Raw genomic sequence first — 19,899 nt, 5'->3', positions numbered from 1 at the left:
CTTCTTTTTTACTTCCCTATCAGCACAAATGGAGACCAATAATATGGATGGGCAAACTGCCCCCCTTGCTGGATCATATTCATTTTAGCTGATTTGAGAGCATAGGCATAGCTGAGACTCTGGTGTATATCTTGCGGGATTTCCTGATCTAGAAAATTGTTGTAGTATGAAATCATCAATTGCTTTGTTGATTCATCAGACACCTTCCACAAAGAGACCGTGATATTCTTAGCTCCTGCATAAATCAGGGCTCTCGATAAACCTATAATTCCTTCTCCACTTTTTATTTTCCCAAGCCCTGTCTCACAGGCTGACAATGTCACAAGTTCCGCATTCAAGTTGATGTTATACACCTCTCCCGAAAACAAAATACCATCTTCCACTTTGGTTACAGAATCTCGCGTCATGAATATACCTGAAAACTCAGGCTCTTCCTGATTCACAAATCCATGTGAGGCAATATGAATGTAATTATATTCATCCATGGTTCCTGCCTTTGCTATTTCTTCCTTCGCGTCGTAGTACAGATACCCGTCTGCTTTCTTTCCATTGTCTGCAAACATCTGCTCTAGCGTTTTAGACTCTTCTTCAGTACCTGGCAAAGCAGGAATTTCATTTTCAGACATGGCGATTCCCTTTCTCAAGTTGAGTGCCATATCTGATTCTTCATAAGATTTTGCCTTTGCCTCTCTCAAAGCCTCCAGTGCATTGTCAAAGTTGACAGGAGCGATTACCATTCCATCCTTGCTTGCTTTGGCTCGAATGGTTTTTTCGTTCATGAAAGTTTTATAAAGCAGGTTTGCAGAGAAGGTATAGGAAATATTATAGTCCTTAACCAAGTAAGGTAAGGATCCATAGTCCATATTATTAACATCTACGTCTGCAGTGAGTAGCGCTTCGAATGGAATCGTAGACATAATCCCATCTTGTACAATAATCAAATTCTTGATATGACTAGGAATCTCCATAGGAAACAGCTGCTCATATAACGAACGGGCATAGTGTCCATATACACGATCACTTTTATAAAGAATCCCTTTTCTAACGGCCTTTACTGACCTTTCATAATCACTATCCTTAGACACTTTATTGATACGAAAATCGTCTTTTTCTATCTGAGACACATAGATACTATCAGAGGCGATATAATAAGAGACCATCATCGTAGAGTCATCCAAAAATGACTGTACGTCTGCCAAGGAAGTGATCTGAATGTCATACTTCAGATCGTAATATTTTGGATAATCATTTTCGAACTGATAGATCAAATCCTCATATTCCCGATTTGCCGCAAATAGCTCTCTTTGGTAAAATTCCAACATACTGCTGTCTGGGTTCGCAGCTAACTCTTGGGTATAACTATTAATTAGATCTTTGAGCTCGCTCTCCTGATAAAGCAACGTCTCGGGGATACCTCCAAAAGATTTGGCATTAGACTCAGCCAGTGAGGAAAATAATATGGCTCCCTTGTCCTTTTCTGTAAAAAAGAAAAACCGATCTTCGTACTCCTTTTTCTTCTCCTTAAATGACACATTAGCGCCTAGGTACTTAACATTCTCTTCATTGAGCAACCGTGTCAAGGAGTAAGAGGCATTGATAGAGGACTCGTATATAGAACTAGCCAACTCTCCCAACTGAACTTGATCTCTACGATCTGTGTAAGACTGTCTAATCTGATCTACGAGACTATCACTCAATACGAAACTATTTAGAGAAATATCCAATCCTTTGACGTTTTCACTCCTTCTAAAGCCCTCTTCGAGCAATTCTCCTTTATAGCTCAGATAATAGAGTAGATCCTTATTGTCAAAGAAGTTCACCAAAACAGGGTTAATAAAAACGTTTTGATCATCAAAATCAATGATACTAGAATTGATAGCGAACTGTATATACTTCAAAGCCGTCGGAATATCTCCCCTCTCTCCGTACACTCGTGCCAAGTTGTGATATGCATTCGCGACATTGGGGTGTTCGTTTCCATGAATAGCGATATCAATGTCTAGGGCATTGGTAAAATAACGCACAGCCAAATCAAAATCCCCAAAGAAATAATAAATACTTCCAAGGTTGTTATTAGCAGCGGATGAATTCACATGATTGGCTCCCACCAGTTTAAAATTGATATCAAGCACCCTGTTATAATACACCAGAGCCTCAGGGAACTTCTCCTGATACATATAAGTGTTGCCAAGCCCTAAATAACTGCGCACACTACTTTGGTGTTCTAAACCGATAGTTAACTCGAACAAATCCAGAGCTTCTTGATAATATTTCTCCGCCTCTAGATAATCTCCTTCATTCTTACTGACATCAGCAAAGCCCAAATAGATCGCTCCATACTTAGGGTTCTTCTCATGTAGGAACTGCTTGTATATATATAAGGCCTGACGGTAGTACTGCATCGCTAGATCATAACTCCCACTATTTTTGTAGATATCCGCCATCCCTACATAGGTAGTAGCCACATCTGGATGATTCTCTCCAAACACCTTTTTATTAATTCTAAGTGCCTGTTCGTAGTATTCTGTAGCTAGGTTGTAGGAGCCTTTATTTCTATAAAGATTCCCAAGACTCAGGTAGGAGTTAGCGACATAGGGGTGATCCTCTCCCAAAATTTGAATATTGGTCTCAAGAGCTTTTTGAAAATGCTTAAACGCTTCTTCGTATTGATTCTTACCAAAATAAACGTTTCCAATCCCTAAACTAGAAGGTGCCGAGAACAAAACGTCCTCATGAAATTCGTGATTGGCAATCTCTAATGCTTTCTCATATTCGGTTAAAGCCAACTCGTGCTGACCTGTGAGGTAATGAATGTTACCTATATTGTTAAGTGCATTAGCCTTCTCAATATCCCATTCTCCCAAGTGTACATCTCCTTGATCAAATGCTTCTTGTGCCAGCTTCATCGCACGCTTGAGATCAAAAGTCCCACAAAGGTTCTCTGCGATTTTATTATCAGACGCAATAATACCTCGCCAATACCCTTCTTTCACATATAGTTCCCGCGCCTTTTCAAAATGATAAATGGAACTATCGTGTTTATTGAATAACAAAAACGTATCCCCCTTATGGAAATGTTCATCTCCTAGCGCTTTTTGAGAGAAAGCAGAATTATAAATACAGAGTAATAAACAAGCTTGTACGAAAACAATTCTTAATTTCACTTTTAAAATTTTCTTTTGAAAAGACCCCTCTATAAGTCTGTTTTGTTCGTTTTTTTTTGATATTGCAGATGCAATGTATTTAATTGATTCTGTTATCTGAAAGTAAAAATAATTTATTATTAGTTATGAGAAAGGTTTTTACGATTCTTCTGTTCTGCCCCTTTGTTATTTTTGCGCAGGAAAAACAGAAGGTTGATGCCAACTACTATGTGGGGGAAGAAGGCAAGTTGTATTGGCACGGAAAAAAGCCTGTATATTTATTCATAGCAGACAATCCTGAAGGTACTAATGCACACAAGTTAGAAAGTCAGATTCACCCACAATTCACTAACCCACTCTACCTTGACACTGAAGGGATCAACTATTTTAGATCTAACTGGGCAGCGGATTCTACGCTCACCCAACATGTCCCTAAAGTAGAAGTACTCTTCGAAGTATACCGTGACAGCAACGCTCCTGAAACCAAAGTTAGTTTGACAGGTGCTCCAGTGTACAAGAATCAGGACGGGGTTCAATTTTTCGGGTCAGGACTAAAACTTAGCGCTGTTGCGACAGACCGCCACTCTGGCGTTCAAAAGACATTCTACTCTATTAACAATGCCCCTTTTAGTACTTACGCCAATGAAATAGATCTTGCTTCTGACAAGAAATACGATGTAAAAATCTATTCTGCCGATAACACAGGCAATGTCGAGGCGATCCAAATGTTCAACTTCAAAGTAGACCTAACCAGCCCAACCTCTGAATATTCAGTACACAACGACCGTAGTGGTATGGTTTTCTCTGAAAGAACATATTTGGAACTAAAGTCAGTAGATACAGGATCTGGGATCAGTAAAATTGCCTATCAAATTGATGGTGGAACTGAAAAAACCTACGGTAATCGAATCAACCTAACGGGTCTCTCTGATGGCCAACATACCCTCAAGTACTATGCCTATGACAATGTAAAAAATCAAGAGACTCCCAAAACGGTAGATTTCTATTTAGACAAAACCGTTCCAGAAGTAGAAGCAACTATCGTCGGGGATCAGTACCAAAACAGAGGTCGTGTATTTATCTCTACCCGAACCAAAGTAAAATTAGTTGCCCAAGACAACAAAGCAGGAGTGAAGCAGATCAAATATTCTATCAACGGTTCAAAACCGCAGAATTACTACGAGCCTTTTGCACTCAACAAAGACCAAGGAAACCACACCGTTCTATACTTTGCCTCTGACAAGGTTAACAACACCTTTGAGGGTAAGCTAGAGGAAGCAAACTTGAGCAGAGCGTCCCTAGACATAGACATGAAAGCGCCAGAAATTGCCCATGCATTTGGAGGCAAGCACTATACCTCTAGAGACACCACATTCGTCACCAGTACTTCCGAAATATCACTGACCGCCGAGGACGATGATAGTGGGATCAAAGACCTAGGTTACAAAATCAACGGAGGTCAGGGTCAAACCTATGACGGCCCGATAAAACTAGAAGAGGAAGGATTCTACACCATAGACTTCTATGGAACAGATCAAGTCAACAATAGGAACACAAAGTCATTCTTCTTTGTAGTAGATAATACTGGACCTGCTATTGAGCATATCCTTAGTATGGAACCCATTGGCACCATTGCTTTGGATGAAAAAGAAGGCACACCCATTAACGTCTACTCAAAAGGTGTCAAATTGTTCCTAGCAGCCACTGACAAAACAATAGATACTGACAAAGTATTCTACATCATAGATGACCAACCAGAACTAGAGTATGTCAAGCCTATCAAGCTTAACAACAAAGGCATGGTCACCTACAAAGTACGGGCTACCGATAAGCTCGGAAACGAAACCCGATCAGACACCTATGAAGTTTTCTTAAAATAGAAAATACCACAAAGTCATTACAAAAGAGCCCGACATCATGCTGATGTCGGGCTCTTTTGTGTAATACTCTAAATAGAAAAAAGGCTGGGTATTCCTTAGGTACTAACTGTCGAAATAAAAAAACGGCTTCAATACAGCTATTAAGCCTTTTTCAGAACCAAATTTAGATTACTTACTGGTAATCTTTAAGACTTCATCATAAACCATTTGGCCAGCGTCTTATAGTTGACCTTCGTACCATGCATAAAGATTCCCACTCTATATATGCGACTTGCCAACCAGGTAGTAAATATAAAACCTCCAACCATGCTCACCATCGACAAAGCAATCTGCCAAACAGGCACATCAAAAGGGATTCGCATCATCATAATAACTGGAGAGGTAAATGGAACGAGTGATAGCCAAAAAGCCAAACTCCCATGTGGGTCATTGATGACGGCTGAGAGTACTACCACCGAAAAGATCAGCGGTATGGTCACTGGAAACATAAACTGCTGAGAATCAGCATCACTATCTACGGCAGAACCTATCGCAGCAAATAAAGCCCCATAGAACAAGTACCCTGCGAGAAAATAGAACACAAAACACGACAGCACCAGTGGAATATTGATTTGTCCAAGAGCCCCCATGGAATTCTCAATCGCAGCTTGTGCCTCTGACTGCTGTGGTGATGGCATACCTGATAATTGATCCACCTGCTGCATCGCTTCTATCTGTTCTGGGGTCATATCTGAAGAAACCACCGCAGTGATACCCGTCACGATCGCACTGGATAGCGCCACCCACAATAAAAACTGAGTCAAGCCTACACCTCCTACACCTATGATTTTCCCCATCATCAGATGAAAAGGCTTAACCGACGCAATAATCACTTCAATGATTCGATTCGTTTTCTCCTCGATCACCCCACGCATGATTTGCGCTCCATAGAGGAAAATGAAAAAGTAAATCAGAAACGCTCCGATATACCCTACGGCAGTAGCCGCTCCTGTGCTACTCTCACTCTCGCTCCCAGAGTCGGACAAGTTCACCGTCTGTATGGCTACATGTGATTTTAACCCATCCAAAAACTCCTGATTAAGACCAGAATTAATGAGTTTAATGTTTTCAATTCTTTCTCGAATTTTCTTTTCTAAATCTGCCTTTAGACCGAACCCAGGGTTCTGAGTAGAGTAAAACTTGACTCCCTCAGGTGCCTCAATCGTCATCTCAGGTATATAGAGCAGCCCAAAAACATTGTTGACTGCTAGGGCTGACTTAGCGGTTTCTAAATCCTCCGCTACATAGACATAGGTCATGTTGTCGGCACTAACGAACTCTTCGGCAAACAAACCCGACTCATCGATCACTTGAATGACTTTTTCGTCTCCACCACGAGTCGCCAGCCAGATCGGAACGATAAACAAACCCGAAAATAATATCGGCCCCAAAACAGTCATGATCAGAAACGACTTCTTCTTCACACGAGAGATATACTCCCTCTTGATGATTAGCAATATCTTATTCATGGCCAGATGGGTTTACAGTGGAAATAAAAATATCGTTGATAGATGGGATCTTCTCATTGAGCGAAACTAAAGTAGACTGAGAAGTAATATGTGTCACTAGATCATTGACGCCAATACCTTCGTCCAGTTTAAGCTCTGTTTTAACTAACTCCCCTTTTTTGAGGACAGACAAAACCTCAACACCTGCAAGAGGTATCAATTCATCACCAATATGCTCTGTGATGAAAGTATTATCCCTGTACTGATTCTTGATATCCCCTTTCTTTCCAGATATAACCAGTTTGGAGTGATTTATCAGCGCTATGTCATCGCATAACTCCTCCACGGATTCCATTCTATGTGTGGAAAAAATAACCGTTGCACCTTTCTCTCTGAGTTCGAAAATTTCATCTTTGATTAGGTTTGCATTGACGGGATCAAAACCCGAAAACGGCTCGTCCAGTATAATCAGAGATGGTTCGTGTACCACTGTAGCGATAAATTGTATCTTCTGCTGCATTCCTTTCGAGAGGTCTTCGATGGCCTTGTTAGACCAAGAGCTGATTTCCAGTTTCTTTAACCAATGCTTGATCTTCGTAACCGCCTCCCTCTTTTCCATGCCTTTGAGCTGAGTCAAATAGAGCAACTGCTCGCCTACTTTCATTTTCTTGTAAAGCCCACGCTCTTCGGGAAGGTAGCCTATCTGCCGAATATGTTCAGGATCCAGTTTTACTCCATTAAAGAGCACTTCGCCCTGATCGGACATGATAATTTGCGTGATGATTCTGATGAGTGTCGTCTTCCCTGCACCATTCGGACCGAGGAGGCCAAAAATGCTATTGTCGGGAATAGCGAACGAAATATTATCTAAGGCCTGATGATCTCCATAGCGCTTAGAGATGTTTTGGATGTCGATTAGATTCAAGTGTAGTCAATTAAGTGATACACGAGTTTAGTATCATTTGACTAGAAATTATTACAGGAACGGAATTATTTAACGTATTCGAAGGTGATATTACCTAGTGCCACATCTACCACAAACTCCATAAGGTTTTCTGCATTTTCGTCATAGCCTTTGCTGACATAGACATCTGTATCGATTTTTTTAAAGCCTTGCTCCAAGGAATACTTGCAGAGCGGTGAACTTTTGAACCGAATGATAGCTGCAAAGTTGGACTCGGGAACGCGGACCTTTAACGTACCCGCTCCTATGCTGGCATTCACGTTACATTTTTGATTCACTCCCTTACTAAAATCCAAAACCGCTGTACCAAAACCCACTTCGGCGATTACGTGTTTCGCTTGAGATAAGTGCATACGCTCCGCCACCAATGTGCCCAAATCCACTACGACTGAAAAAGTGTCCATTTGGCATCTATTCATTCCTCCCTCATCATAGTTGATGTGGACATCAGCACTTCCAGATTCGATTTTGATTTTGGCAACTGCGACGTTAGACAAGTTGATGTAGGAGTCTCCTACCCCGTAGGATAGGTTAAGGTTGTAGATTTTTTCGTCGGTGAGATAGACCTTCCAGAAGTCTTTTTCTTCTTCATTTTTTTCACCTCCGAATACATTGTAGGTGATGGCGTGACTGAGGCCTTTTTTATTATAGTCTTCGAGCTCTAGCTTGACGAAGTTGGTCGTGCTACGAATAGATGATGTAAAAGTAGGATTGACCTCCGAAAGAGAAGGATTGCCATAAATGGTCAGCGGGTCGTTGTGATGAGAGGGCTTGACAAAGCACGTGCCTGATGTCGCTTTCATGACGAAATCGACTGTATCATAAGAGGCGTGAGACTTGACTGTATAAAACTTCTTCAGTTGACAATGCCCCTCCAACCCACACATACTTGCTGCCAGTGCAACCAATAAAATCCTTAACATGAGTGTAGTTACGGAAAACAAACTTTCTGGTTTGATTCAAAACCCGAAAATATAACGAAAGGCCTAGAATCAAAAATTCTAGGCCTCTCTAATCTCTGTTTTGGGAGTATTCTACTCCTAAAAGAACTCTTTGATCTTTTCAAAGAAGCCCTTGTCTGTTTTGGACGGGTTCGGTGCGAAGTTTTCAGACTCACGCATGCTTTCTAGCTTTTCGCGTTCGTCTTTGGTCAGCGTCTTTGGCGTCCACAGGTTGACGTGTATCAACTGATCTCCTTTGCCATAGCCGTTGAGGTCTTTGATCCCTTTGCCTCTGAGGCGAAGAATCTTGCCACTTTGCGTTCCTTCGTCGATCTTGATTTTCACCTTGCCATCGATCGTAGGTACTTCTACAGAAGTCCCAAGTACTGCATCGATGAAGTTCAAATAGAGGTCATAGACGATATTATTTCCGTCCCTTTTCAAGGTCTCTTCTTCTTTCTCCTCCACGACGATCAATAGATCACCTGGCACACCTCCACCAGGTGCTTCGTTCCCTTTGCCTGACATAGAAAGCTGCATGCCTTCTACAACACCTGCAGGAATTTTGACAGAGATAACCTCTTCCTTGTAACTCAACCCTGAGCTATCTACTCCTGGAGGCTTCTTGTCGATAGTCTGTCCGGCACCATTACAGGACGGACAGGTCGATGCAGAAACCATCTGCCCGAGCATGGTGTTGACCACCTTTTGCACCTGACCAGAGCCTTGGCACTGTGGACATGTACGGAAGGTCACGCCCTCTGCCGCCACGAGACGGTTGACTTTTATTTTCTTTTCTACGCCGTGCGCGATATCCTCTAGGGATAGCTTGAGTTTGATGCGTAGGTTCGAGCCTTTGCGTCGGCGCTGGCGACCACCGCCTCCACCGAAGAAGCTGTCAAAACCTCCGCCTCCACCTCCGCCACCGAAGATGTCACCGAACTGTGAGAAGATATCGTCCATGGACATACCGCCACCGCCGAAACCTCCGCCACCGCCAGATGCTCCGCCCATGCCTGCATGACCGTACTGATCGTAACGCTGCTTTTTATTCGCATCGCTGAGTATCTCGTAGGCTTCTGCTGCCTCTTTGAATTTCTCTTCGGCTTCCTTATCGTCTGGATTTTTGTCCGGGTGATATTTGATGGCCATCTTGCGATAGGCCTTCTTTATTTCTTCTGGGGTGGCAGATTTGCTCAGCCCTAATATTTCATAAAAATCTCTCTTCGCCATCTTACGCTCCTGTTACTACTTTGGCAAATCGGATCACTTTGTCATTGAGCTGGTAGCCCTTTTCTACGACATCTACGATTTTGCCTTTCAAATCATCGGTAGGGGCTGGTATCTGTGTGATCGCTTCATGCCTTTCGAGATCAAAGTCTCCTCCAGCTACTGCCTCTACTTCTTTTACTCCTTTCGCCTCTAGTATGCCTTTGAGTTTGGTGAATACCAAATCCACACCTTCCTTGACAGATTTCACATCAGCCTCTTCGGTCATGGATTTTTCAGCTCTTTCGAAATCATCTACTACTGGCAATAGTGCCTGCAACAGGTTTTCGTTGGCATTGCTAATGAGCTCAAGTTTCTCTTTAGACGTACGTCTTCTGAAGTTCTCAAACTCTGAGTATAGTCTCAAGTATTTGTCCTGAGCCTCTTTTACTTCCGCTTTCAATTTATCCTCTGCAGAGAGTTCTTCTTCCTGCTCCTGCTGCTCTTCTGGTGCTTCAGTATTTTCTACTTGATCTAGCACTTCTTCTTTCAGTTCTTCTTGAGACTTATTGTCAGCCTTCTTTTCGCCTTTTGCCATTTTTGTCAAAAATTTTATGCTCCCATACTTTGGCAATTACTCTGCCAATGTCAGGATAGTGTCATAATGTCTTAAAAGTGAGTCAATTTGTACTACGCATTCAGTTTTTCCCAAAGCATGTCTTTGAGCTTGTCCAGATTATAATGTGCTACACTAGATATGAATATAGCAGGGACACCCTGGGGTAGTTCCTTGGTCATCTCGGTAATCAGATCCTCGTCGAGCATGTCTGCTTTGGTGACGGCCAGCATGCGCTGCTTGTCCAGCAACTCGGGGTTATATTTGGTGAGTTCCTGAAGCAGAATCTCATAGTCCTTTTGGATATTGTCTGAGTCTACTGGCACCATGAACAGAAGCATAGAGTTGCGCTCGATGTGTCGCAAAAACCGAATGCCTAACCCCTTGCCTTCTGAGGCTCCCTCGATAATCCCTGGGATATCGGCGATCACGAAAGACTTGTTGTCCCGGTAACCTACTACGCCTAGGTTCGGCACGAGTGTGGTAAATGGGTAATCCCCAATCTCAGGCTTGGCTGCTGACATGACGGAGAGCAAGGTCGACTTCCCTGCATTGGGGAATCCCACCAATCCGATATCTGCCAGCACTTTAAGCTCTAACACAATCCACTGCTCCTGGCCGTCTTCTCCTGGCTGTGCATAGTAAGGGATCTGATTGGTCGCCGTTTTGAAGTTGTCATTGCCTAGTCCTCCACGTCCACCAGGTGTTAGGATTACTTCTTGTCCTTCTTCGAGGATTTCTACGATTTTCTCTCCCGTCTCAGCATCCTTGGCAATCGTCCCGAGTGGCACTTCGAGGATTACGTCCTTTCCTTCTAGCCCTGACCGGTTACCTCCTTCGCCGGGGTTGCCATCATCTGCGAGGACGTGCTTTTTGTATCTCAAATGAAGCAAAGTCCACAGCTGCCTATTGCCTCGGAGGATGACATGACCACCCCGTCCACCATTGCCACCGTCGGGACCTCCTTTGGGTACGTGCTTTTCTCTACGAAAATGAACTGACCCTGCGCCTCCCTTTCCTGAGCGAGAACAGAATTTTACGTAATCAATAAAGTTAGATGATGCCATGGGCGATTGTTAAAATAGTTACTTGATATTCGTGACTGCAAAAGAACGCAAAAACATCCCCTAATCCCGATTGAAGTGCGGTTATTTCACCTGATGGTGAAATGACAGACGCTTTGGTCTCTTACCTCTGACCAATAATCCTTTGTAAAACAAAAAAGGTTGTCCCAAAAGACTTTGCTTTTGAGACAACCTCGTGTCGTTATGTGGTGAAGTACAATTAGAACTGATCTACGACTCCTCTGATCTCAGAGAATATACCGTCGATCGTACCTACACCATGAATCTTGTTGAATTTGCCTTGCTGCTCGTAAAACTCCGCTACGGGCAAGGTTTCGTTTTTATACACCTGGATGCGGTTATTGATCTTCTCTTCGTTTTGATCATCTGCTCGACCTGAGGTCTTTCCTCTCTCCAATAGACGAGCCTTCAACTCTTCGTCTGGCACATCTAGCGCAACCATACCGCTGATGGTCGTCTCGAACTCGCCCAACATCTGATCCAAAGCCTCTGCCTGAGGAACCGTCCTAGGAAACCCATCAAAAATAAACCCTTTGGCATCTGTCGTAGAAGCAATTTTGTCTTTGACCATGTCGATCACCACTGAGTCTGGGACTAGGTTGCCATCGTCCATGTATTTCTGAGCCAGTTTGCCGAGCTCGGTGCCTTCGCCCAAGTGTTTTCTAAATAAGTCTCCTGTCGAAAGGTGAGCCAAATTATATTGGGCTATTAACTTCTCACTCTGCGTTCCCTTCCCTGCGCCGGGAGGGCCAAATAATACTATGTTCAGCATGTTATATCAGTTGTGCTTAAAGCGTAAATCAAAAAGGGGTCAAATATAGCAAAAATCCTTTCAGATACTTAGCCTTCCTGCTGATAGACATCTGGAAGTGTTCTCCCGTGCCCGTTATAGTCCATACCATAGCCCACCACAAAGTCGTTCGGGATGGCCTTGCCCACATAGTCTACAGGGATATCCTTTGAATAGACTTTAGATTTGAAAAACAAGGTTGCGATTTTGACTGACTCAGCTCCCTCGTTCTCCAATGCGGAAATGATGTGCGCGAGTGTGTTGCCCGTATCCACGATATCTTCGATGATCAGTACATGTTTTTGATCCAAGTCCTCATCCAGACCGATCAGGTCTTTAACCTTTCCAGTAGACTTACTCCCCTCATAGGACGCCAGTTTCAAGAAACTAATCTCAGGGTCAATGGTCATCTTTTTGACCAGATCAGAGAGAAACATAAACGAGCCATTTAATATCCCTAACAGTACCAAAGGTTTGCCCTCATAGTCAGCACTGATCTGATCAGCCATCTGACTGACGATACCTTGTACCTCGTCGGAGGTCAGATAGGGAACAAATTTTTTATCTTCGATTTGAATCATAATACATAAATATTAACAGGTGAATTTAAAGGTTCTCCATGAGATATCGGTACATATCGATCATCGCCTGTATGTCCTTTTTGTGAACTTTTTCGTCCGGAGAGTGGACATGGTCCTCGGGTGCACCGATGAAACACCAATCTATCGGGTAGGGGGATGATTGAATTTCGCGCCCATCGCTCCCTCCGCTACGCTCCACTTCGATCTGATATGGAATACCCGAAAGCGCTGCCAGTGACAGCACTTTGTCTATATATGATCTACGCGGCACGCTCATGTCTCGCATCGAAATCGCCACACCCTGACCATGCTGTACGCCTTCGGTGACCCATGTGATATCGGAGATCAAAGCCTGTTTGACACGGTGGTTTTCATAAATGTACTTGCACAAGAAAGGCACCGTACCCCCTCCATGCTCTTCGCCACAGGAGAAGACGATCAGCCCGTCCTGTAGGGTCTCGGCTAGTTTGAGGACGTTGTAGATGCCGAGGCGATTGTCCAGATAGCTAGACTGCACATAGTCGTCTGTCTCTCTAAAGTCACACTCGAACACCAGCTCTGTCCCTGACTGTATCCCTCGACCAAAATCGTAAAACAAATACCCGTCCTCTTCCTTGAGCCGACAGGCGATAGGGCCCATGCCGTCCTCGCCGACGAGGTGGTAGCCCGTCTCAGCTTCTGGGCTCCCGATAGGCACCAGTTGGTTTTCGTAGCGCACCGTAAAGCCTATAGAATCCATGTGCGCAAACACGGCTGTGCGCGGCTCGCCAAACTTCAAGATCAGGCAATCCTGAAAGGCTGGACCATGAATCAAGTCGGGGCGGCTCTTCCATTTGGAACTATTGGCCTCCACATAATCAATCAAAAATCGCTTCATCGCTACTTCGTTGCCCGATGGGGCAAACACCTCACACAGGTCTCGGAGCAAATCGAAATCAGTATCTTTCATATTGTTTGTTTTCAGGACACAAAATTCATGGTTTTTCGTTGAGATCAAACAACATTCTTACTTTACTTCGCAGATTCAATGACAACCGAAATCATCAAATACCTCACCGTCTATCTCAGCAGCACCATCAAGGTCATCTTTGGCTGTTTGCTAGGGACGGGCTATGGACATCACTTCCTCATCACAGGTGTACTCACCACACTGGGCATGATGACGAGTGTCTACATCGTGACCTATTTTGGCACGAACATTCGTCATGCAAGTCAGGCGGTGCTGCGCAGAAAGCAAAGGAATATCTTTTCACGAAAGTCACGCCAGTACGTACGGGTTTGGCAAAAATACGGCATGCCGGGTATCGCCTTTTTGACACCACTACTCTTGATGCCCATCGGCGGGGCGGTGATCGCCAATGCCTTCGGTGCGAAGAAAAAAGACATCTTCAAATACATGTGGATCAGCTGTACTTTCTGGGGGTTTGTACTCAGTGCACTCGTCAAGTTCGCTGGGCATTGGATTCCCTTTTTGGATTTGCCCTGAGCATGAAGCTTAGGGGTTTGAAAGAGCATATCATACTGACGTCCAAAGGGTGATTTATCATCAAGTGACTATGCAGTAGATCCAGTGGATATTGAGTGAAGGAACATGCACTTACCTTGGGAAATCTCGAACTCTACGGGTTACAGTGTATGCCTAGAGTCGCACTCGGCTGGGTGGATGGGCAGTAACCCAGAGTCCTATCTTGAGAACGACCATTACCATCCCTAGACTTAAGAAAAGAGGCTATGAAAGTCTGGCTGGATGAACCGCCCAGTACAGCCTGTCCCGTACTTGATACGGGAAGAACCGTACGCTGGGTGGTGTGAGAGGCGCACTGGCGGTCATTTGACCGTCAGCCGTCTACTCGATTGGCAAACGTCATTAACACATCCAGCTCCAATATCTATTATTTATTAAAAAATCACGAAAGGTTATTTGTTGTATTTTTTCACCTTCATCTTTAATATAAAACTTTGATTCATTGCGATTCCAACCCAAAACCAGCTCATTTGTTTTTAGTTTACAATAAAGATCATAAGTATTTTTTAGCTGAATTAAATATTCTCTCATTTCTTCCATTGATTTAAAGCGGCTATCATCAGTTCCAATTTCTTTTGAAATCAACAGGTTATCCGTTGGTGAAATTTTATCAAATGAACCATTCAATAAATAATTAATCGTCTCTATATCTGACATTTCTTTCGCTACATCTCTAATTCCATATAGGTATTTATGATGATTTTCTTGTTGATATTCAAAGCAAATTAAATTTACGCCTTTAGGAAACAACCCAAATGGTATTAATTCAATTTTAACTTTTGTATCTGTTCCAATCCTTGGGATTTCAATTCCGAGAAAAAATACTGAATAATCCATGTCGCTTTTAATCGGCTCTGATGTGAAATTGTTAATTCCAAAACCATCAGGCAAAATCTCTATAAGGTCATGATTTGATGAAATTATTCTTTCCCAACTACATTCAACTTCGTCTGATTGAAGAATTATATAAGAGCCACTACTGTTTTTATAGGCACCCACTTCTGAACTACATGAACATCCGCAAGTCGGCCAACTTCCTGAGATTTTTAAGTATCCATTTTTTGAATCGTCAATTTTATTAAAATCTGGAATCCCATCATCGTCCATGTCTTCAAACATTGAGTAACAACTATTCACTCGACTCCATAAAATTTCACTTAAAGTTTTCTGTGATTGTCCAAACCCTATTGCTGGAATTAGGATAACGAGAGTTAATATTATATTTCTCAAAGCCTGAATTTTTCGGTCTTTAATGTTTGCCAACGCCAAAATATGGTGTCGTGGCGTTTTATCTTTTGTTCATTTCGGATACTAATATAGCCGAATCTGTGATTCGGTTCATAACTTTTTGATTCTCATGAGCCACAGCGCAGAATCGGCGGGGCTTCCAAGAGATCTGCAGCATCCTTCACATCTGAACCGCCCTGCAGACATCATCGATTGTTAGACTTATTTTTTATTCTAGTAGTATAATGGCAGTCTAAATTGCTTATTTGATCGATGAAATTTCTAAAGCTAAGGGATTCACTGTATTGAATATTGGGGTCGCATTTTGAAAACAAGTTAACACCATCAATAGTTTTGTTATAAGAGCCAATGGCTTTTTTTATCTTTGAAGCTCCATTTATTCCATCTGTATGACTTGGTTTTAGCATGTCAGATTCAAGGCTGGACCAATCGGCTATGATCCAATTTTCAATCATTGTGTCAGCTACGCTTATTCTGAGATCTTGATTTATCACACTGTATTTGGCAAGCTCATCTTTTAACTGATTCTGAACTTCGGCTGCAGTTTCTTTACGTTTTTCTCTATCAATTATAACAATCAAAGGATAATATTTGTCACCAAGTAATCTTACTAAACTAGAAACTTTTTTAGCAATTGCAGAAATAGAGACGTCTTTTCCATTTAAGTCTGTTCGTCTTACAGGACTATTCGGGCAAACTTGATTGATAATTAGTTTCTCTGTGAAACCGTCAACAATAAAGGCAGGTTTACTCATTTTCAAAAACGTTAGAAAAATAGAAATGACCTAAACCGAATCCTGAATTAGCAATTTCTTCCTTTATCAAGTTAATATCTTCTATACGTCGGGCATTTGTAATCCCCGATTCTAGATCAACCAGAATGACTTCATTTGGTTCTGAATGGTTTAGTAAAGATTCACTATGTGTTGTCATAAGAACTAAAGAAGGCTCTGTCTTTTCTCTAAGATGATTTCGCATTATATTAGCGATTTCAGCCTGCATCCATGGATGAAGAAAATTTTCAGGTTCCTCAATTGAAAAAATTGTTCTAGAAGTCAGAATTGCTGTGATTAGTGATAACCATTTAATGGTACCATCTGACATTGCGGATAATGGCAGTACTGCTCCTGAATCCTCTGCTTCTATAAATATTTTAACCACTAGCTTGTTATCAAAAGGGTCATTCTCAACATCAAGATCTACTATTGTTTTGTTCGCTAATTTTAAATAAGAGACAATTTTTTTTAAAGTGTTGGGATCATATGTTTTTTCTGGTGTATCAAAATAATATCTGAAACGATTATTATTTGGGCTTTTTGATTTGCTCCTTTTCATTGCATACAATGTGGTTGCTAATCCAGAGCCATCCTTTTTTATTCCAGCAGGTGTAGCTGCATCCTCTTGTTCTTTTACTTTACTTGGTACTATGTTGAATGTTTCTCCTCCCTGTAAATCAGAGTTGATAGAAAATACTGACATATCAGCAATAGGGAACAAACAACCAATGATGTTTCTTATTGAGGGGCTACTTTCCTTTACATGTTCAATTATCGTATCTTCAAGTTTTTCTTTTCCTTCGTCACTTCTATAAATGTGACGGGCCTCTATTTTTTTCTCATTTAGTGAATGGAGTTGTACTTCAGCTTTTAAGTTTTCTTCATTAATATAACTTACAGAGAAGTCCCATTTTGGTTTTGAATATCCTTTTTCCTCGGGACTCTTCCAGAATTTTTTCCCTGATCTAAACCTTAAGTGCTGCTGAGAATAGTAGATGCTGTCCTTTTCAAAGGAAGTAGTAATAGTTGCTTCATATTCATAAGTAATGGTATCATCATCTTGATACGACTTAGATCCATATATTTTGAATTTTATATCCTCATTGTAATCCCTCTCTCCCTTTTTGCGAAAAATAGCTCCAGCACCACCAATAGCACTTACAGAATGAGCTATTGGGTTAGTGGTTAATTGAGATAAGAATTCAAAAAAGAGTATGATGTTAGTTTTTCCCGAACCATTTGGCCCAACCAGAATATTAAGTCCTGAATGCAACTCTAAGGTAAAATCAGATAGTGATTTAAACCCGTCGACTTCTATTTTAGTAATCATTATTCAAGGTATAATTAAGTCTAACGCTCTGTGTATGCTGCGTATCCCGCAGGGTATGCACTATACACCTTGTTAGCGGTTCGGTTTTTTACATTTCAATCATTTCATCATTCAATATAGAAGTAAAGTAGCAAGCTAAATTTGAAGATATTTTATCAAAGACACTTGGAACGTAACTTCTTAAACTCTCAACTGATAATTCCTGATTTAATGGGTAGGAATGATATTCGTTCAAATAATTCTTTATATCTGATCTTTCAGTTTCGTTCAATTTATTAAATGGGTTTTCTGTTGCATAGTTATACAAGTCAGATAAGTGAATAAATCCGCAACCGAATTTATAAACATAATGAATGTATCCTTTTAATTCATTTGCCTTATCAACCATATCCCTATCAGTAACTTTTTTCCACTTATTGTTCTGTGTCAATTCAGTCCATTTTTCGCCTGATAATGTTAATTCCATCAACCTATTTCTTTCGTCAATATCAGAAATTCGACCTAAATACATAACTCGAATAAATGAATCTAATTCTGTCCTTAAAGTTTCGATACATTTTCCAATTCGTCCTTTGGCAAAGTCATCTTCCAATGATTCAGAATTTTCTTTACTTCTGATCTTAATTAGTTCTATGAATTTATGTTTAATATCTGCCATTCAGATTTTACTTTAACTGACTGCCAACATTTCGCTTTACGCAATTGCGTATATATATTATTGGTGTCGAGCTAATCTAGTGGTTTTTTAATGTTTTTCATAGCGTTATGAGCAACATGTGTATAAAGCTCCCTAGTGCCTGCCGTGTCGGGACAATGCTTTTCGTTTCAATGGTTTTAAGTCACTCTACGGAAGGCCTAAAACAACAGGCCGCCAATTTGCACACTATTCATTTTACACACTTTAAGAACCACGGCTACCGACACCTCGTCAATCATTGATTTCCTCAAGAATACCCTTTTCCCAGCGTAGCGGCAAACAAGCCGGTCTTTAAGATCATAGTACAGCTTATATATACCCAAATCTGGGTAGTCGGTCAAAGGCTTTCATCTTTCAGAACGCTTTGAGGAGAGTAATAAAGGTTCGGGTTTCTGCTTGCGCAAGCAGAAGGTTCACCTTGGGCAAGCACAAGCTCCCCCTTGCGCAAGGGGAAGGCCGACCTTGCGCAAGTCCAGATCGCAGCTTGAAGTGTTCCCAGTCTTAGGGTTCCTACTATTCAACTTATATGCCTTCATCGCACATTGTCTTCAAGCCAGACAGGGCATGCTTACGGCATGGTAAACGCTTTTTATTCATGGCCAAAAAAGGAAGTAAAAAGACTAGAAACCAACAAACTCGCTACCGCTCAGACAGTACAATTTTCAATTGTCTTGACTAAACCACTATGAACTGAAAGTACCATAGGTTTAGGGGAGAATGAAATGCGCCAACTTCGTATGTAGTGAACTCGCCACAGAAAACAAACTTATTTATTGCGGCTTCTTTGCCGTCACGACCATTTCGTAGATATAGGGTTTTTCTTCATACAATTCAGGGTATTCCTTTTTATCTCTCCTTCGTGGTGTGTACGAGTTGTTAATACCGAACCCCAAGAGAAAAATTATTTTGGATGGTACAGGCCCAGTTTCTATCGCAGCGGGTATCCAGATGGGTGGCGCTGCTTTCAATAGGCCCAACAGCTCTCTCGCAAACCATCCTTCTTCTGATTTGATGATTTCAAAATGTGAAACCGCCCCTTGTTCATCAATCTCAAATGACACGGCAGCCTGCCCTGTCTTATTATTCGCTAATGGCACAGGTGGGTATGTTAGATTCTCTCCGATAAAATTAAAGAAATCCATCTTGCTACCAAGATAATGTGGTGGGTTAACCACATGACTAAGCACCCAGTCACCTTCTTTTTTGATCAAGTATTTTGACGTGTCTTTTTCAAAAAAGATAATCTTCCCAGTGGAGTGGTTCACCATTAACGACAGTTTGCCTGGCTCATCATAATATTGCCAGTTTCCCACTTTCTGATTATTCTCTAATTTTCCCCAGCTGGTTTTATTCTTAACCTCTTCAACTTGAGCCATCCCAAATTGAGAACAGAAAATCAAATGGGTCAGTATAATTAGTTTGTTCATTATGTAGGTATCCAGCTTATTTCGCGATTCGAGTTAAAACTAATTATAATAAGTTTGATGTCGAAATTACTTTACCACTCGTGAAACCATGACCACTGATTCCGTAGTTGTTGACCACTGCTATACTAAAGAGCTAAGGCTCGTTTCAACTTATCCAATATTCTTCTGCATCGATTTAGACTCACGAGTATGATTCGTCT

The 19,899-nt window shown here is 41.7% G+C and carries 17 protein-coding genes; 2 read left to right on the top strand and 15 right to left on the bottom strand.

What is annotated here, in order from left to right:
* Window positions 1-8 precede the first annotated feature (8 nt).
* Window positions 9-3,164: a CHAT domain-containing protein gene (locus BGP76_RS15255; protein WP_139280943.1), complete on the bottom strand. Its 3,156-nt coding sequence runs from the start codon at window positions 3,162-3,164 to the stop codon at window positions 9-11.
* Window positions 3,165-3,289: 125 nt separating this feature from the next.
* Between BGP76_RS15255 and BGP76_RS15250 the strand changes: the two genes are divergently transcribed.
* Window positions 3,290-5,023, top strand: a complete 1,734-nt coding sequence (locus BGP76_RS15250) for a hypothetical protein (RefSeq protein ID WP_073121279.1) — start codon at window positions 3,290-3,292, stop codon at window positions 5,021-5,023.
* A gap of 185 nt (window positions 5,024-5,208) precedes the next feature.
* On the opposite strand, the gene BGP76_RS15245 is transcribed toward BGP76_RS15250, so the two are convergent.
* The 9 genes from BGP76_RS15245 to BGP76_RS15205 all read right to left on the bottom strand — a co-directional run bounded on the left by BGP76_RS15245 (window position 5,209) and on the right by BGP76_RS15205 (window position 13,645).
* Window positions 5,209-6,531 carry an ABC transporter permease gene (locus tag BGP76_RS15245; protein ID WP_119845320.1) on the bottom strand — a complete coding sequence of 441 codons (1,323 nt, stop codon included), beginning with the start codon at window positions 6,529-6,531 and terminating at the stop codon, window positions 5,209-5,211.
* Entirely contained in the window at window positions 6,524-7,435 is a 912-nt protein-coding gene (locus BGP76_RS15240; protein WP_119845319.1) for an ABC transporter ATP-binding protein, read from the bottom strand. The genes BGP76_RS15245 and BGP76_RS15240 overlap by 8 nt, the downstream gene beginning before the upstream one ends.
* Window positions 7,436-7,500: 65 nt before the next feature.
* Window positions 7,501-8,397 carry a hypothetical protein gene (locus tag BGP76_RS15235; protein ID WP_139280944.1) on the bottom strand — a complete coding sequence of 299 codons (897 nt, stop codon included), beginning with the start codon at window positions 8,395-8,397 and terminating at the stop codon, window positions 7,501-7,503.
* Between the two features lie 117 nt (window positions 8,398-8,514).
* A complete protein-coding gene (gene dnaJ / locus BGP76_RS15230) occupies window positions 8,515-9,648 on the bottom strand; it encodes a molecular chaperone DnaJ (RefSeq protein ID WP_073121287.1) in 1,134 nt (377 codons plus the stop codon).
* Window position 9,649: 1 nt separating this feature from the next.
* Window positions 9,650-10,222, bottom strand: a complete 573-nt coding sequence (locus BGP76_RS15225; RefSeq protein ID WP_073121289.1) for a nucleotide exchange factor GrpE — start codon at window positions 10,220-10,222, stop codon at window positions 9,650-9,652.
* A gap of 92 nt (window positions 10,223-10,314) precedes the next feature.
* Window positions 10,315-11,307: a GTPase ObgE gene (gene obgE / locus BGP76_RS15220; RefSeq protein WP_073121291.1), complete on the bottom strand. Its 993-nt coding sequence runs from the start codon at window positions 11,305-11,307 to the stop codon at window positions 10,315-10,317.
* A gap of 217 nt (window positions 11,308-11,524) precedes the next feature.
* On the bottom strand, window positions 11,525-12,097 hold the full coding sequence (locus BGP76_RS15215; RefSeq protein ID WP_073121293.1) for an adenylate kinase: 573 nt from the start codon (window positions 12,095-12,097) through the stop codon (window positions 11,525-11,527).
* Window positions 12,098-12,165: 68 nt separating this feature from the next.
* The gene (hpt, locus tag BGP76_RS15210) at window positions 12,166-12,696 is read right to left on the bottom strand and encodes a hypoxanthine phosphoribosyltransferase (RefSeq protein WP_119845318.1); all 531 of its coding nucleotides are present in this window, start codon (window positions 12,694-12,696) and stop codon (window positions 12,166-12,168) included.
* A 25-nt stretch (window positions 12,697-12,721) separates the two neighbouring features.
* Complete coding sequence (locus BGP76_RS15205; RefSeq protein ID WP_073121297.1) at window positions 12,722-13,645, bottom strand: M20/M25/M40 family metallo-hydrolase; 924 nt, start codon at window positions 13,643-13,645, stop codon at window positions 12,722-12,724.
* 78 nt (window positions 13,646-13,723) lie between these two features.
* Between BGP76_RS15205 and BGP76_RS15200 the strand changes: the two genes are divergently transcribed.
* Window positions 13,724-14,182, top strand: a complete 459-nt coding sequence (locus BGP76_RS15200) for a hypothetical protein (RefSeq protein WP_119845317.1) — start codon at window positions 13,724-13,726, stop codon at window positions 14,180-14,182.
* Between the two features lie 381 nt (window positions 14,183-14,563).
* Here the strand turns inward: BGP76_RS15200 and BGP76_RS15195 are convergent, their stop codons facing one another.
* The 5 genes from BGP76_RS15195 to BGP76_RS15175 all read right to left on the bottom strand — a co-directional run bounded on the left by BGP76_RS15195 (window position 14,564) and on the right by BGP76_RS15175 (window position 19,699).
* A complete protein-coding gene (locus BGP76_RS15195) occupies window positions 14,564-15,484 on the bottom strand; it encodes a hypothetical protein (protein WP_119845316.1) in 921 nt (306 codons plus the stop codon).
* 170 nt (window positions 15,485-15,654) lie between these two features.
* Window positions 15,655-16,224 carry a DUF4276 family protein gene (locus BGP76_RS15190; protein ID WP_119845315.1) on the bottom strand — a complete coding sequence of 190 codons (570 nt, stop codon included), beginning with the start codon at window positions 16,222-16,224 and terminating at the stop codon, window positions 15,655-15,657.
* On the bottom strand, window positions 16,217-17,575 hold the full coding sequence (locus tag BGP76_RS15185; protein WP_119845314.1) for an AAA family ATPase: 1,359 nt from the start codon (window positions 17,573-17,575) through the stop codon (window positions 16,217-16,219). The genes BGP76_RS15190 and BGP76_RS15185 overlap by 8 nt, the downstream gene beginning before the upstream one ends.
* 88 nt (window positions 17,576-17,663) lie before the next feature.
* Complete coding sequence (locus tag BGP76_RS15180; RefSeq protein ID WP_119845313.1) at window positions 17,664-18,233, bottom strand: hypothetical protein; 570 nt, start codon at window positions 18,231-18,233, stop codon at window positions 17,664-17,666.
* Window positions 18,234-19,042: 809 nt separating this feature from the next.
* On the bottom strand, window positions 19,043-19,699 hold the full coding sequence (locus tag BGP76_RS15175; protein ID WP_147407483.1) for an energy transducer TonB: 657 nt from the start codon (window positions 19,697-19,699) through the stop codon (window positions 19,043-19,045).
* Window positions 19,700-19,899: the final 200 nt, after the last annotated feature.

The sequence above is a fragment of the Reichenbachiella sp. MSK19-1 genome (assembly GCF_003590315.1).
Lineage (GTDB): Bacteria > Bacteroidota > Bacteroidia > Cytophagales > Cyclobacteriaceae > Reichenbachiella > Reichenbachiella agariperforans.
This window is presented reverse-complemented; position numbering and strand designations above follow the sequence as displayed.